Annotated in this window: 13 protein-coding genes; 7 read left to right on the top strand and 6 right to left on the bottom strand. The window is 67.4% G+C overall.

What is annotated here, in order from left to right; translation table 11 throughout:
* Positions 1 to 40 precede the first annotated feature (40 nt).
* Positions 41 to 1,201: a DUF3611 family protein gene (locus FMZ75_RS11015; protein ID WP_166142794.1), complete on the top strand. Its 1,161-nt coding sequence runs from the start codon at positions 41 to 43 to the stop codon at positions 1,199 to 1,201.
* 3 nt (positions 1,202 to 1,204) lie between these two features.
* Here FMZ75_RS11015 and serB read toward each other — a convergent pair whose 3' ends face one another.
* Positions 1,205 to 2,104, bottom strand: coding sequence for a phosphoserine phosphatase SerB (gene serB / locus FMZ75_RS11010; RefSeq protein WP_166142792.1), 900 nt, complete (start codon positions 2,102 to 2,104; stop codon positions 1,205 to 1,207).
* Positions 2,105 to 2,133: 29 nt separating this feature from the next.
* On the opposite strand from serB, the gene miaA reads away from it, so the two are divergent.
* Positions 2,134 to 3,057 carry a tRNA (adenosine(37)-N6)-dimethylallyltransferase MiaA gene (miaA, locus tag FMZ75_RS11005; protein WP_142863700.1) on the top strand — a complete coding sequence of 308 codons (924 nt, stop codon included), beginning with the start codon at positions 2,134 to 2,136 and terminating at the stop codon, positions 3,055 to 3,057.
* On the opposite strand, the gene FMZ75_RS11000 is transcribed toward miaA, so the two are convergent.
* Both FMZ75_RS11000 and FMZ75_RS10995 read right to left on the bottom strand, forming a co-directional pair.
* Entirely contained in the window at positions 3,044 to 4,207 is a 1,164-nt protein-coding gene (locus FMZ75_RS11000) for an MFS transporter (RefSeq protein ID WP_142863699.1), read from the bottom strand. The two genes, miaA and FMZ75_RS11000, sit on opposite strands and share 14 nt — an antisense overlap.
* Positions 4,208 to 4,232: 25 nt before the next feature.
* On the bottom strand, positions 4,233 to 5,066 hold the full coding sequence (locus FMZ75_RS10995; protein ID WP_142863698.1) for an RMD1 family protein: 834 nt from the start codon (positions 5,064 to 5,066) through the stop codon (positions 4,233 to 4,235).
* A 113-nt stretch (positions 5,067 to 5,179) separates the two neighbouring features.
* On the opposite strand from FMZ75_RS10995, the gene fdxA reads away from it, so the two are divergent.
* Positions 5,180 to 5,518, top strand: coding sequence for a ferredoxin FdxA (gene fdxA / locus FMZ75_RS10990; protein WP_108917279.1), 339 nt, complete (start codon positions 5,180 to 5,182; stop codon positions 5,516 to 5,518).
* Between the two features lie 393 nt (positions 5,519 to 5,911).
* Entirely contained in the window at positions 5,912 to 7,696 is a 1,785-nt protein-coding gene (locus FMZ75_RS22130; RefSeq protein WP_370464702.1) for a CarD family transcriptional regulator, read from the top strand.
* A gap of 83 nt (positions 7,697 to 7,779) precedes the next feature.
* Here FMZ75_RS22130 and FMZ75_RS10980 read toward each other — a convergent pair whose 3' ends face one another.
* From FMZ75_RS10980 to FMZ75_RS10970, 3 genes are all read right to left on the bottom strand, one after another.
* A complete protein-coding gene (locus FMZ75_RS10980; RefSeq protein WP_108917278.1) occupies positions 7,780 to 8,646 on the bottom strand; it encodes an RNA polymerase factor sigma-32 in 867 nt (288 codons plus the stop codon).
* Between the two features lie 217 nt (positions 8,647 to 8,863).
* Positions 8,864 to 10,252, bottom strand: a complete 1,389-nt coding sequence (locus FMZ75_RS10975) for a M48 family metalloprotease (RefSeq protein WP_246660008.1) — start codon at positions 10,250 to 10,252, stop codon at positions 8,864 to 8,866.
* Positions 10,253 to 10,343: 91 nt separating this feature from the next.
* Complete coding sequence (locus FMZ75_RS10970; protein WP_207783386.1) at positions 10,344 to 11,138, bottom strand: nuclease (SNase); 795 nt, start codon at positions 11,136 to 11,138, stop codon at positions 10,344 to 10,346.
* A gap of 198 nt (positions 11,139 to 11,336) precedes the next feature.
* On the opposite strand from FMZ75_RS10970, the gene ybgF reads away from it, so the two are divergent.
* The 3 genes from ybgF to FMZ75_RS10955 all read left to right on the top strand — a co-directional run.
* A complete protein-coding gene (gene ybgF / locus FMZ75_RS10965; protein WP_166142790.1) occupies positions 11,337 to 12,410 on the top strand; it encodes a tol-pal system protein YbgF in 1,074 nt (357 codons plus the stop codon).
* Positions 12,411 to 12,435: 25 nt separating this feature from the next.
* Positions 12,436 to 13,437: a tRNA lysidine(34) synthetase TilS gene (gene tilS / locus FMZ75_RS10960; RefSeq protein WP_166142788.1), complete on the top strand. Its 1,002-nt coding sequence runs from the start codon at positions 12,436 to 12,438 to the stop codon at positions 13,435 to 13,437.
* Positions 13,438 to 13,651: 214 nt separating this feature from the next.
* A partial coding sequence (locus tag FMZ75_RS10955; protein WP_207783385.1) for an ATP-dependent metallopeptidase FtsH/Yme1/Tma family protein occupies positions 13,652 to 14,164 on the top strand: 513 nt, incomplete at its 3' end.

Below are 14,164 nucleotides of genomic sequence, written 5' to 3'. Positions count from 1 at the left end.
AGATCGACGCGGGCGTTTTCGTTTGCCGGACGCTTTTCCCATGCGCTCGATCATCGCCCGCATCAATTTCGTCTCGGTCATCCTGCTCGGCGCCCTCGCGCTGGCGCTCGGATGGCTCGCCGCTCATTCGGAGCGGCCGCTGACGAGCCCTCCTTTCGCGCTGCATGTCGCGCTCGGCGTCCTCGCCGGCGCCTTGCTGCTCGCGCAGATCGTGCTGCGGCTCGTAGTTCCGCCGCCGGCGCTGCCGGCGCGCTGGTCCAAGGGGCGCCGCTGCGCCGCCGCCTCATGCGAATTTCTCATTTATCTCTCGCTCGCGCTGCTGGTCGCGACCGGCGCTCTGTGGGGCTATTTCGGCGGCGCTCCGCTCGAGGTCTTCGGCCGCCCCCTGCCCGTTTCGCCCGACGCCGACCCGAGGCTCGTCGATCTTCTCGGACCGGCCTGGACTCGGGCCCTCGGCCTCGCCGGCGCGACAGCCTCGGATGCGTTGCTCGCCGCGCATCGCCTGCTCGGCTATGTCCTCGCGGCTTCGATCGCTCTCACTCTCGCGCTCGGAAGCTTCTCCCGCTTCCGCCCGGAGACGCCGCCGGCCGAATCGGCGCAGATCGCGCCGGCGCTCGTCGAGCCTTCGCCGACGCAAGGCCTCGCCTCGCGTCTACGCCTGTTCGGCTGGCTGCAATTCTGGCCGCAGCTCGCCATCGCGCTGGCCAGCGCCGTGCTGCTGCAATTTTCCACATCCGGGCGCGCCTTCAGCCCCAGCCAGACCGGATATGGCGACTCCATTTATTGGAGCCTCTTCGCGTTTCTGCTGCTCTGCGCAGCGACGGCGCTCGCCTTCTTCTACACGCGCGCGGCGCGCTCCGTGGCGCGGGCCGACTATCTCGGCGTCCATAGACTCACGGCCTTCTGGTTTCTCTCACTCGGATTGCTGATCGGCCTCGCCGGCGTGATCATTTCCTTCGTCGGCCTGTCGCTGAGCGTTTCTCTGCTCGTTGCAAAAACCGTGTCGCAGCCGCCCGGCATCGCCATCACCGATCCGAACAAGATCATCCGCGCGCTGGACGTCTTCGTTCTGCTGGTGAATTTCGCGCTGCTGCTGGCGCATTTCATCGGCGTCGCCATCGCCGCCTTTCTCACCTCGGAGGCGACCCACGCACGCTTTCGCTTCGCGGTCGCGACCGTTCCTCAAGAAGGTCGCGCCTGACGCTCATCCCTCGACGAAATCCTCCCGCCGATAGCCCTGCGCGAAGAGCAGCGCCGAAAGATCGGCGCGATCGACGCGAGCGGCCGCGACCTCCGCCACTTTCGGCTTGGCGTGATAGGCGACGCCGAGGCCGGCCGCCGCGAGCATGTCGAGATCATTGGCGCCGTCGCCGACCGCGAGCGTCGCCTCCGCCGGCAGCGCCAGCGTCTCGCGCAATTCATCGAGCGCCTCGCGCTTGGCCGCCGCGCCGGCGATCGGCGGCAAGACGATTCCGGTGATGCGCCCCTCGCGCGTCTTCAGCCGATTGGCGCGCGCCTCATCAAAGCCGAGGCTGGCGGCAATGCGCTCGGCGAATAGGGTGAAGCCGCCCGAGACGAGCGCCGTATAGGCGCCATTGGCGCGCATGGTCGCGATCAGCCGCCGCGCGCCCGGCGTGAAGCTTATGCGCTCGGCGAGTATCGTCTCGATGATCGAGACCGGCAGGCCGGCGAGCAGAGCGACCCGCTCGCGCAGCGCCGGCTCGAACTCCAGCTCGCCGCGCATGGCGCGTTCGGTGATCTTCGCGATGCGCTCGCGAATGCCGGCGAATTCGGCCAGCTCGTCGACGCATTCCTGGCCGATCATGGTCGAATCCATATCGGCGACGAGGAGACGCTTGCGCCGACCGGCCTTCGGCTGAACGATCACATCGGCGCCGGCTGCGCTCGCAGCGGCCTGAAGCGCGAGACGCAAATCCGGCAGCGCCTCTGGCGCGAGCGGAAAAGCGACATCGCAGGCGACGCCATTCTCCAGCCAATCCAGCGCGCCGAGGGGCGCAAAGGCGCGCACGGCCTCGGCCGTCAGCGGCGGGCCGCTGGCGCCGGCGACGAAAGTCGCGACATGTTCGACAGGGGCTTTTGACATTTCGCTCGTTTTGTCGTTGCGAAGGGCCGATGACGAGACGCGCCATTCTCATCGCAGGCCCGACGGCGAGCGGCAAGTCCGCTCTCGCGCTGGCGATCGCCCGACGCATCGGCGGCGCCGTGGTCAACGCCGATTCGATGCAGGTCTATCGCGACCTGCGCATTTTGACCGCCCGCCCGACGCCGGAGGAAGAGCGCAGCATCCGCCACGAGCTGTTCGGCCATGTCGACGCCGCCGTGAATTATTCCGTCGGCCGCTGGCTCGAAGATTTTCGACGCCTTCTCGGCAAGCTCGAGCAGGAGGGCGTCGCGCCCATCGTCGCCGGCGGCACGGGCATGTATTACAAGGCCGCGCTCTATGGGCTCTCGGATATTCCGCAAGTGCCTGTGGAGGTGCGCGAAAAAATCCGCGCCGAGGCGGAAGGCCGAACGCCCGAATATCTTCACGCGCGTCTTTCCGAGAGCGACCCCGAGACGGCGGCGAAGCTGCGGCCGACCGATCCGCAGCGCATCTTGCGCGCGCTGGAAGTCTTCGAGGCGACGGGCAAGCCGCTCGCCTCCTTCCAGGGAGCGCGCATGGCCTCGCTGCTCGATCCGTCGCAATGCCTCGCCTTCTTCCTCGCGCCGGAGCGCGAGGAGCTTTATCGGCGCATAGCCGCGCGCTTCGACGATATGCTGCGCGAAAGCGCGCTCGCGGAGGTGGAGGCGATGGGCGCGCGCGGTCTCGACCCCGCTCTGCCGGCCATGCGCGCGCATGGGGCGCCGCATCTGCTGCGCTATTTGCGCGGCGAGCTGACGCTCGAGGAGGCGGCATCGCAGGGCAAGCTCGACACGCGTCATTATTCGAAACGGCAATTCACCTTCGCGCGCCACCAGCTGCCGTCGTTCCGCTGGATCGCGCCCGGAGAGACGGACGCGGCCGTCGAAGAGGCGGCGCGTTTCAACGGCCGGTAGGCGCGCGGCGCTCGGCGAGATTGGCGACGACGAGCAGCGTCGCGCCGATCAGCGATATTCCGCCGATCAGCGCGAAAAAGGCCACGAGCCCACTCGGCGCCAGCGCGCCGAACAGGAAGGACGTCGAGAAAATGCCGAGGTTGAGCAGGCTCGCGTGATAGGAATTGATCGTGCCGCGAAACTGCGCCGACATTCCGCTGAGCCGGGCGTGATGCAGCGGCCCGCCGCAGCCATAGCCGAATGCCCAGGGCAGTCCGATGAGCGCGAGCTGCGCGACCGAGCCGGCCGGCAGGGCGAAAGCGAAAACGCCGGCCGAGGCGGCGAGGCAGGCGATGGGCAGCGCCCTATAGGAGAGAAGCCTGCGCACGAGAGGCCCGGCGAGATTGCCGGCGATCGTGACGAGGCCGAAAAAGCCCGCCAATAGGCCGGCGTCGGTGGGCGAGAGCGCCAGCTTGCGCGCCGCGACATCCGCGACGACGACGCCGAAGCCCGCCACCGAGCCCAGCCAGAAATAGCTCGCCGCCAGCCGTCGCAGGACGCCGGGCGTCGCCAGCGCGCCCCTATGGGTGGCGACGAAGGAGACGACCCCGCCGCCATGCGAGCGGCCGGGCCGAAAGGCCGCCGAAACCGCCACAAAGGCGAGCGCCGCCAGCAGCGCCAGAAGATAATAAGCGTAGCGCCAGCCGAAACGATCGGCGATCCATCCGGCGATGGAGGGGGTGACGACGAAGGCCGACATCAGCCCGATAAAAACGCGCGCCGTGCGGACGTCGACCTCCTCCGGCGAAGAGGCGTCGGCGACGAAGGACAGGGAATTGGGCTGCACGAAAGCGCCGCAGAGGCCGGCGAGGCCGCTGAGCGCTATGGCCACGGAGAGATTGGAGGAATTGGCCAGCGCGGCGCTGAGCAGCGCGAAGCCGAGCAGCCCCGCCTGCAGCGGCCGCTTGCGGCCGAAGCGATCGGACAAAGGCCCGGCGATGATGGCGAAGCCGGCATAGGCGAGGCCATAGGCCGCCGGCAGATAGGCGATGGCGGCCGGCGCGACGCCGAAATCCGGGGCCATCGCAGTCATCAGCGGCCCGGCGACCACCTCCGCCGAGCCGACCAGAAACAGAGCCGCGGCCAGAATGGAGAGCTGGCCGAAGGTCACGCGCGCGCCTCCGGCATGAATGCTCTCAATGCGCCCGCTGCACGAATATCTGGAACAGAGTGAGCAGGATTTCCGCGAGGATCAGCACAATGATCGTCGCCTCCAGCCGCACCGCGCGATCGACGTCGATGATCTCGGTCAGAATGCGGGCCGTCTCGCCGATGACCTCGATCTTGGTCTTCAGCGTGTGACTGCGCGCCTCGAGCTCATATTCGTCCTCGAGCCTCGTGTAGAGACGCTCCAGATCGGGCCGGTCCCAGAGCACGTCTGGCTTGTCCTCCACCGCCACGCGGCCGGAGACGCGATGCTGCACCAGCAGCGTCTGGCCGATGAGCTCGAGCATGGCGCGGCGGCGCCATGGCGGACGCCCCTTGCTGGCGAGATCGGCGGCGAAAGGCTCGATCGTGTCGAAGACGGCGTTGACGCGCCGCTCGTCGCGGGCGAGCGCCACGCTCTTGGCCAGAGCGTCCGCCACCACCAGCAGCCGCTCGCCGGAGGCGTCGCGGATCGCGAGACGGCCATTGGCGAGCGTCTTGTCGTCGCTGTCGGGCGTGATCTCGAGCACCAATGTCTCGTCGTCGCGACGCGTGGCGGCGCCGGCGACACGGGCGCCGACCTTGGCGAGCGTCTCGTCCTCCTCGAGCGGCGACAGGCCGAACAGCACGGCGACGCCGAATCGGTAGAGCACGACGAAGCCCGCCTGCCCCGCCGGAAAGGCGAGCGGCGAGGTGGAGACGAGATCGGCGCGCTCGAGCCCGCCCGTGTCGATTCGCTCGCCGAGCAGCAAGGCCCGCGCCGTCAAGCAACGCGCCCCCGGCGAGGCCGTGGCGCCCTCGGGCGCCGATTCGATTTCCGCCATAGACTGATTCCCTTCCAACGCCTCGCAGGATATCATGCGCGCCGCGCGGGCCGGGAGGCCGCTTGCAACCCATTCTCAAAAACGCTAGCAAGCCCGCGGATCGAGGACCCCCCATGCCTTATGTCGTCACGGAAAACTGTATCAAGTGCAAATATATGGATTGCGTCGAAGTCTGTCCCGTGGACTGCTTCTACGAAGGCGCCAACATGCTGGTGATCCATCCGGACGAATGTATCGACTGCGGCGTGTGCGAGCCCGAATGTCCGGCCGAGGCGATCAAGCCCGACACCGAGCCGGACCTCGAGAAATGGATGGCGCTGAACGCCGAATACGCTCAGACTTGGCCCAATGTCACGGTCAAGCGCGAGCCGCCGGCCGACGCCAAGGAATGGGACGGCAAGCCCGGCAAGCTGGAGGCGCATTTCTCGCCCGAGCCCGGCGAAGGCGACTGACGCCGCGCCGTCCACAACCTCCGCGCCGTCGAAATCGTTAAGAGATTCAACGGCTGCTCCCCGGCCGATCGTAACCATGCGGAAAGGCGCCGACGCCTTTCCTTTGATTTCTGCCGTACCACATGATATACAGAACATTAAGACTTAACTTTCGGGCGCGCAGGGCTCGAACGTCGCGGCGCCCCGATCGGAGATAAACCCGCGACGTCGAGAATGGGCAAAGATGGCGGCGATGCGCCCGCCAGCGTCGGCTCTATATTGTGAAGCGTCGGACTTTCGCCAGCCGAACCATGCGCGATCATTGGCGCTATCCTGGCCGGGGCGCAATGAGCCCCTTCGGTCACGAGGCTTCGTCCCGTCTCCACAGCGGGACAATAGAAGGAGTATCCGCGTATGCCCTCGTCCAGCAAGAAGACCGCAAAGAATCGCAAGGCGTCCGTCGCCGGAGCGCGACGCGGCGCTGAGGGCAAAACGGCGCGGACGGCCGCAGCTTCCGAGACGCGGACCCAAAGGTCGGCGAGCGCGACCGCCGCAGGCAAGACGTCGAAGACCACGGCTTCCACCAAGACTACTTCGGGCAAGACGGCTTCGGGCAAGACGGCTTCGGGAAAGACGGCTTCGGGAAAGAGCGTTTCCGCCAAGACCGCGGCCGCCAAGACCGCAAAAACGAGCGCGCGTACAGCCGCCGCGGCGGGGAAGACAGCCGCCAAACCCGCGCGGACGAGCGTCGGCGCAGGAGCCGCGCCTTCGGCCGGCCGCAAGTCTTCTGGGGGTCGCTCGGCGGCGAGCGCCGAGCGCGGCTCCGCCAGAACGCAGAAAACCGCCTCCTCTCGGACGCGCGCCGCCGCCAAGACCGCCGCCAAAGCCAGCGCGGCTCGGTCTGGAGCGGCGAAATCCATCGCGGCGCGAAGCGCCACGACCGCCGCCGAAGTGACCCAGAATAGCGCCAAGACCGCGGCTTCGGCCAAGACCACCATCGCCAAGGCGGCCATCGCCAAGATCGCGGTCGCCAAGGCCGCCGTCGCCGAAGCGCCGGCGCGGGCGCGCGCCAGCGCCACCCGCAGCAGCGAAGCCAAGCGCAGCGGCGAGGTTGCGTGCGCGACGGAGCGCCGCATCGAGATCGAGGCGACCCAAAAGACCGCGCCGAGCGTCGAAGCGACGCGTGTCGAGACCATCCGCCCGCAGACCTCCTCGGAGGCTCCGCAGACGCATCAGACTTCAATCGCCGTTGCGGCCGGCGTAACCGGGGAGACGAGAATCACCACGCCCTTGCGCCAGAGCGCGACCAATATCGATATCGAGCACTCCGACGTCGTCTCTCCGAGCGCCACCCCCGATGCGGGCGCGAGCGGGGCGAATGCGACGGCGGCCGTTTCAACTCCAGCTTCGAGCGAAACCATTCCAGTGCCAAAACAGACACAAGGAAAGGCGGTCAACGCCAAATCTTCGCCGGCGCCCAGAGCCCCCGCCGCTCCCACGAGCGCAGCGGCGAGCTCGGCCCTTTCGCCCAAGGCCATCGTCGCCGCGCGCGCCGCGGCCGCGGCCCCCATCAAACCGCCGACGCCCGCCGCGAAGGCGAAGACATCGGCGCAGAAGCTCGGGTTCAAGACGAACGAATTCATCGTCTATCCGGCGCATGGCGTCGGACAGATCATCGCGATCGAGACGCAGGAAGTGGCCGGCTTCAGCCTCGAGCTGTTCGTCGTCAGCTTCATCAAGGACAAGATGACGTTGAAGGTGCCGACCAGCAAGGTCGCCGCCGTGGGAATGCGCAAGCTGGCCGAGAACGAGGTCGTCGACAAGGCGCTCTCCACGCTGAGCGGCCGCGCGCGCGTCAAGCGCACAATGTGGTCGCGTCGCGCCCAGGAATATGAGGCCAAGATCAATTCGGGCGATCTCGTCACCATCGCCGAGGTGGTGCGCGATCTCTATCGGTCCGACACGCAGCCGGAGCAGTCCTATTCGGAGCGCCAGCTCTATGAGGCGGCGCTCGACCGCATGGCGCGCGAGGTCGCGGCCGTGCGCAAGCTCATCGATTCGGAATCGCTCAAGCTGATCGAATCCTTCCTGCAGAAGGGCCCGCGCCGCGGCGGTCCCAAGGGCGGCGATGACGCCGACGCCAGTGACGACGCCGGCGAAGAGGGCGAAGAGGACGACGTCGAAGAGCGCGCCGCCTGACATCGCGCGCAATCTCGAACGCAAAAGAAAAAACGCGGCCCCGAACGGGGCCGCGTTTTTTCTTTCGAGCCGGCGGAGCCGCGTCATTCGGCCGGCGTCGCCGTCTCCTGGGCTTTGGTCAGCGCCTTGCGCAGCTTGCACAATGCGCGATTCTCGATCTGGCGGACGCGCTCCTTCGATATTCCGAGGCGATCGCCGAGCGACTCCAACGTAACGAGAGTCTCGCTGAGCCGCCGTTCCTGCACGATGCGCAGCTCGCGCTCGGACAGAAGCGTCAACGCATCGGCGAGCCAGCGCGCGCGACGCCCGGAATCGACGCGATCCTCGACCACCTCGTCGGGCAGCGGCCGATCGTCGACGAGAAAATCCATGCGCTCGGCCGATGTCGAGGAATCGTCCTCGACCAATTGGCTGTTGAGCGAGACATCGGAGCCGGCGAGACGCGAGTTCATCAGCTCCACATCGGCGCGCGAGACGCCGATGGCGCCGGCGATGGCCTGGAAAGCGTCGCCCGCTTCCGACTGCGGCGCATGTGCGAGCTTGGCGCGAAGCCGGCGAAGATTGAAGAACAGCGCCTTTTGCGAGGAGCTGGTGCCGCCGCGCACGATCGACCAGTTGCGCAGCACATAATCCTGAATGGACGCGCGAATCCACCAGGTCGCATAAGTGGAGAAGCGCACGTCGCGCTCCGGCGCGAAACGCGCGGCGGCCTCGAGCAGGCCGACATGCCCTTCTTGCACGAGATCGGCGACGGGCAGCCCGTAATGACGGAAGCGCACAGCGAGCGCGATCACCAGCCGCATATGAGCGGAGGCGAGCTTATCCAGAGCATCCGTATCCTTATTGTCCTTCCACGCGATGGCCAGACGTTTTTCTTCTTCGCGTTCGAGAAAGGGCGCATCCATCGCCGCCTTCACGAGTTCGCGTCCGACTCCGGGCAAATAAGCCATTCTCGCTCTCCGGGGTGGCTGTCGCGCGCGATCGAGGCTTCGATCGAAAGATCGATCGAATGAAAAGCGCTGCGACGATGCCTCGATTGAGGAGAACTCCCAGATGGTCACGCGACCGGCGGCTGCGCGATCGGCGCCCTGCCTGTCCGCCCCCCCGGGAATTCTAAGGCTTACAACATTTTCGAAGCGCGACGGTTCCATCGCGGACGCGCGTTTCTCACTCGACGACGAGCTTGTATCTCTCGCCCGGCGTGAGACGGGCGCCATGCTCGAGGCCGTTCAGCAATTGGAAATATTCGAGCGGACGATTGGGAACGACCATGCGCTGCGCCATGGATTCCGCAGTGTCCTCTGCGCCCGCGCTCACGATGGAGAGACGCAGCGGGCGCACATCGAGCGACTCTTCCCAGCTCGAGCGTCGGAATGTGGCGACGGAAGCGGCGAAACGTCGCTCCGCCTCCGCGTCGAGCGCGCGCACGGCGAAAATCAGCCGATAGAATTCATCGTCGATCTGAATGACCGCGAGCTTGAAATTCCATTCACCGGCGCGCGCGCTGGCCACCACCGCCGGCAATCCGTTGACGTCGATGCGCTTCATCGACGAGCGCAACAGCCCGTCGACCCAGCCGGATTCGACATAGGCTTCGATCGTCTTGCCGACCGGCGCGCGCACGCGATCGAGCCGCAGCGCCTCGTCGTCGCCCTCCTTCACGCCGAAGACGGCCTCGCTCGAATTCTCGAGCAGAAAGCCCTCCGGCGCGACGAAGGTGAAGCGCAGCCGCGGATGCGCGAATTTGCGGCCGCGCACGAAGCCGTCATTGGGATCGTCGCCATAAGCGAGGCCGTTGATCGCGGCGAGATAGCCCTCACGATCACGCGTTCCGACGCCGGGGGCGCTGATCTGCCGTGCCGCCGCCACCGCCTTGGCGATGCGATCGGGCGTCGAGGGATGCGTCGCCAATATGTCGAGGTCGGGCGCTTTCTTCTTGCCGTACAGAACGGCGCGCAGCTCCGCGGATTTGCCGAGCGCGGCGAGAAAGCGCGAGGCGCCGTACGGATCGAAGCCGGCGCGCGCCACCACGCGCACGCCGATCGCGTCCGCCTCCAGCTCCTGCAGGCGCGAAAAGCTCGCGAAGGACAGACGCTGCGAGGCGCGCACGTCGTCGCTCTTCTGCTTGCTCTGAATGACGGCCGCGGCCTGGCTGATGACCTCCGCCTCACGCTCGCGCTCGGCGCGAAGCGCGCTGTGGCGCGCGCTCACATGGGCGATCTCATGCGCCATCACGGCGGCCGCCTCCGAGGCGTCGTTGGCGAGGGCGAGAAGGCCGCGCGTCACATAGAGATTTCCGCTCGGCAGAGCAAAAGCGTTCACCACCGGCGTGTTGAGGATCGTCACCTTATAGGCGGCCTGGCCCGGCGTGTCGCTCGCCTGCGCGAGCTTGACCAAAATCTCGTCGAGATAGCGCTCGGCCGACAAAAAGCGATATTCGCCGCCGAATTGCGCGACGAGATCCTTGTGCTCGGCGGTCGAGGGCTGCTCGCCGCCGACGGTGCGCGGCACGGCCGGCGGCAATCGCGCTTGCGACGCGGCTCCGCCATTGAGCATTTCGCCCTGCCGCTCGAGCTGGGCGCAGCCGGATAGACCGAAAGCCAGCGAAGCCGCGAGCGCGGCGACACGCGCGCCGCTCCGCCCCGCCTCAGGGCCGGCCGAGCGCGCCGGGGCGTTCGTCGCCGAGGAGCTCGATCTGCGCCGGAGAGAGAAGCTCCATGCGCGGTCCAAAAGCTGTGTCAATCAATCCTCGCACGCGCACCCGCCGCCCCGTGAGCATTCTGGGCGACGTTCCGGCCCGCGTGAATGTCTCGAGATTGCGTTTCCAGATCACGACAGCGAAATCTCCCCGGCGCGGCCCGAAATTCAGATAGAGAGAGCCTCCGGTCTCGCCGATCTTGCCGACGACGCCCTCCACCAGAACCATGCCCTTTTGTTCGACGAGCGTTTCGGGTCGAGCGGCGTCGACGATGTGATACTCGCCCGAGGCCCAAAGTCCAAGCTTTCGTCCACGCGCCTGCGCCTCCGCGGCGAGCAGCCCATTGCGGCAGGCGAATGCGGCCGGATCGGGGCGAAAGCGTGCGAGCCCCGCGGCGATCGTCGCTTGCGCGAGCGAGATCAGCGGCGCCTCGTCCCCCTCCCCTTCGACGAAGAGCCCGGCGGCGACCTCGCCCCAGCGATTCGGCGCCGCCGTCGCGGTGGAGAGGAAGACCAGCCGGCCGGCCGAAAGACGCTCGGAGAGAAAGCGCCGCAAATCCTCCCGCGCCGCCTCCCGCGACGGAAATTCGACGCCGGCGAGCGTCAGACGGCGCCCGTCCATGGTCGCCAGGTCGAGCTCCGCGCCCACGGACGCGATCTCGACCGGAGCGCCGGCCTCCGGCGCGCAGACGCCGGCCGCCTCCTGCGCATGGGCCAGGGACGCCGCAAAAGCGGCGCCGATCACGAAAAAAACGGCTGGGCGAGGACGACACGTCATGCGGACCGGCTATGGAGAAAGACGGCGAAACGATCGCGAGAGTAGCCGCGAAGAAAACGCTTCGCCACAACTCGCGCGACCTTCGCCGCGGCTTCGTCAAACTTTGGCCGAAACCGGGCTTATGCTACGCCTCGTCCCATACGGCTCCCCGCGAATGATTCCGCCATGAAGCTTTCGTCACGTTCCATTTTCGTCGGCGCCGTCCTCGGCGTCGTGATGGCCGCCGGCGCGGCCTTCGCGGCCGAGCCCGAAAATAACGGACCGCGTCTCGACAAGATCGGCCAGGGCCTTCAGAACATCGGCCAGAATATCGGCCGCCGTCTCGATGTGACGCAATTGTTCGGCCACCGCGACCCGGAGGAGGACGCCGCCGGACGCGAGGCCAGCGCGGCGAGCGTCCGCATCGACCGGCTCGAAAATCAGATCCGCTCGCTCAACGGTCTCGTCGAGGAATTGCAGCACAGCGTGCGGCGGCTGGAAGATCAGCTGCGCCGCTCGCAGGAGAACGCCGCCGGCCTGCCGCCCGCCGCCGGATCGGCGCAGCCGCCGCGCGCCGTCGCCGCGCCGGAGGCGCCGCCGCCTGGCCCGGGCGCAGTCTCCCCTGTCGGGCAGCGGCGCGGCGACGCTTTCGACCCCAGCCTCAATCCGAATGCTCCCGGCGCGCCCCGCCCCATCGGCGCGACTCCGCCGAGCGCGCCGCTTCCGGCGGGCGGAGTCGGCGCCTCGGATCTGCGTTCGCCCGGCGCCCCGCTCGACCTGACGCACGGGCGTCTCGGCGAAGCGCCGCCGGCCGCGCCAGCGCCAGCGCCGCCCGCCGCGACCTCGGCTGCGCTCTCGCCGGCCGCCACCCCGCCGCAAACGCCGAGAGACGAGTTCGACCTCGCCGTCTCCAAACTGCGTCAAGGCGAATATGAAGCCGCCGAAACGGGTTTCGCCGGCTTTCTCACGCGCAACCCGAAGAGCCGTCTCGCGCCGCAGGCGATCTTCAACCTGGGCGAGAGCTATTTTTTGCGGAAGCGCTATCGCGAGGCGGCGGAGAAATTTCTCGAGATCACGGCCAAACATGCGAGCTCGCCGCAGGGGCCGGAGGCCATGCTGAGGCTCGGCCAATCGCTGCACGAGATCGGCGCCAATGAGCAGGCCTGCGCCTCATTCGGCGAAATCGCGGTGAAATATCCGGGCGCCCCGGCGCGGGTGAAAGAAATCGCTCAGCAAGAAAGCAAGAAGGTGCGATGCTGACGGGCGCTCTCGTCTGAATCGCTTCATGCCCGCCGAACCGCCCCTTCCCGATCCCGCCGACGCGCTGGCGCCGCTCGCCGCTCATGAAACGTTGCTGCTCGCCGTTTCCGGCGGGCCGGATTCCATCGCTCTGATGCTGCTCGCCGCGCGCTGGCCGCTCGCGGCGCAGAAGCGCATCGAGATCGCCACTGTCGACCATGGGCTGCGCGCCGAAGCGGCGCGGGAGGCGGCGCAAGTCGGCAACTGGGCGCGCGCGCGCGGATTTGTTCATCATATTCTTCGATGGCAGGGGAAAAAGCCGACGACGCGCATTCAAGAGCGCGCGCGGGAGGCGCGCTATCGCCTGCTCTGCGCCTGCGCGAGAGAGATCGGCGCGAGCGCCATCGTCACCGCCCATCACGCCGACGATCAGGCCGAGACCGTGCTGTTCCGTCTGACCCGCGGCAGCGGAACGGCCGGCCTCGCCGCAATGGCGACGGAGTCGCGCATAGAAGGGCTGCCGCTGCTGCGGCCGCTGCTGCGCTTTCGCAAAGCGGAGCTGGAAAATGTCTGCGCCGTCGCCGGACAGGATTTCGTCAGCGATCCCTCCAATGAGAATCCCGCCTATGCCCGCGTGCGGCTGCGGCGTCTCGCCGCCACTCTGGCGGCGGAAGGACTGGACTCTAAAGCTCTGCTGCGCCTTTCCGCCCGCGCCGCGCGCGCCGAAGAAGCGCTCGCCTGGAGCGCCGAGCGCGCCGCGCTGGAGCTGCCGGCCGAACGCGAGACGAAACGATTCCACGTCGCGGCCGCGGCCTTGCGCGCTCTGCCGCGCGAGCTGCTGCTGCGCCTGCTCGCAGCGGAGATCGCGCGCATCGGCGGCGGCGAGCCGCGGCTCGAGCGTCTGGAGCGCGCAGGGGAAGGGCTCGCCGCAGCGCTCGCGGCCGAAAGGCGCTTCAAAACAACGCTGGGCGGCGCCATTGTGACATTGGAGGGCGACGCCGTCGCCATCGCGCCCGAGCCGCCGCGACGGCGCGCCGAAATCACCTGACGGCCGCAAAAAAGCCACTCCGTTTCGATCGTATGACGTCTCGATCGAAGGGTCTCGTCGACACGCGCGCCGTTCGCTCGGAAGCGCTCGAGGCGCTCTCTCGGAAGCGCGCGAGGCGCTCTCTTGGCAATCGCTTCCGACGCGCCTAGATTACAGGAAACGACTTTCGTTTTCCGGGATGGCTCGGGCGGAATCGTCATTCGCAAGGTTCGACATGAACGCAAACTTCAGGAACATCGCTCTTTGGGCGATCATCGGGCTGCTCGTCGTGGCGCTCGTCATGCTGTTCCAGCAGCCGGGTCAGCGGACTCCGATCCGCGATATCAGCTTCAGCGAATTGCTCACGCAGATCGACCAGGGGCGCGTCCATGACGTGACCATCGCCGGCAATGAGATCAGCGGACATTTCTCCGACAATCGGCCGTTCTCGACCTATGCGCCCAATGATCCCTCGCTGGTGCAGCGCCTGACCGCGAAGAATGTCGCCATCAGCGCGCGTCCGCCGGCCGACGGCAACAGCTGGCTGATGACTCTGCTCATCAACGGCCTGCCGCTCATCGCCTTCCTCGGCGTGTGGATTTTCCTGTCGCGCCAGATGCAGGGCGCCGGCGGCCGCGCGCTCGGCTTCGGCAAGTCCAAGGCCAAGCTGCTGACGGAAACGCAGGGCCGCGTGACCTTCGAGGATGTCGCCGGCGTCGACGAGGCCAAGGAAGACCTCCAGGAGATC

Source organism: Methylosinus sp. RM1 (assembly GCF_011378635.1).
In the GTDB taxonomy this organism is placed as follows: Bacteria; Pseudomonadota; Alphaproteobacteria; order Rhizobiales; family Beijerinckiaceae; genus Methylosinus; species Methylosinus sporium.
Note: the sequence above shows the minus strand (reverse complement) of the source record. Positions and strands in the feature narration are given on the sequence as shown.

What these genes read in the sequence shown, in the direction of transcription:
- FMZ75_RS11015 (WP_166142794.1), top strand. Translation starts at nt 41, where the DNA reads ATGCGCTCGATCATCGCCCGCATCAATTTCGTCTCGGTCATCCTGCTC.
- serB (WP_166142792.1), bottom strand. Translation starts at nt 2,104, where the DNA reads ATGTCAAAAGCCCCTGTCGAACATGTCGCGACTTTCGTCGCCGGCGCC.
- miaA (WP_142863700.1), top strand. Translation starts at nt 2,134, where the DNA reads ATGACGAGACGCGCCATTCTCATCGCAGGCCCGACGGCGAGCGGCAAG.
- FMZ75_RS10995 (WP_142863698.1), bottom strand. Translation starts at nt 5,066, where the DNA reads ATGGCGGAAATCGAATCGGCGCCCGAGGGCGCCACGGCCTCGCCGGGG.
- fdxA (WP_108917279.1), top strand. Translation starts at nt 5,180, where the DNA reads ATGCCTTATGTCGTCACGGAAAACTGTATCAAGTGCAAATATATGGAT.
- FMZ75_RS22130 (WP_370464702.1), top strand. Translation starts at nt 5,912, where the DNA reads ATGCCCTCGTCCAGCAAGAAGACCGCAAAGAATCGCAAGGCGTCCGTC.
- FMZ75_RS10980 (WP_108917278.1), bottom strand. Translation starts at nt 8,646, where the DNA reads ATGGCTTATTTGCCCGGAGTCGGACGCGAACTCGTGAAGGCGGCGATG.
- FMZ75_RS10975 (WP_246660008.1), bottom strand. Translation starts at nt 10,252, where the DNA reads ATGCTCAATGGCGGAGCCGCGTCGCAAGCGCGATTGCCGCCGGCCGTG.
- ybgF (WP_166142790.1), top strand. Translation starts at nt 11,337, where the DNA reads ATGAAGCTTTCGTCACGTTCCATTTTCGTCGGCGCCGTCCTCGGCGTC.
- tilS (WP_166142788.1), top strand. Translation starts at nt 12,436, where the DNA reads ATGCCCGCCGAACCGCCCCTTCCCGATCCCGCCGACGCGCTGGCGCCG.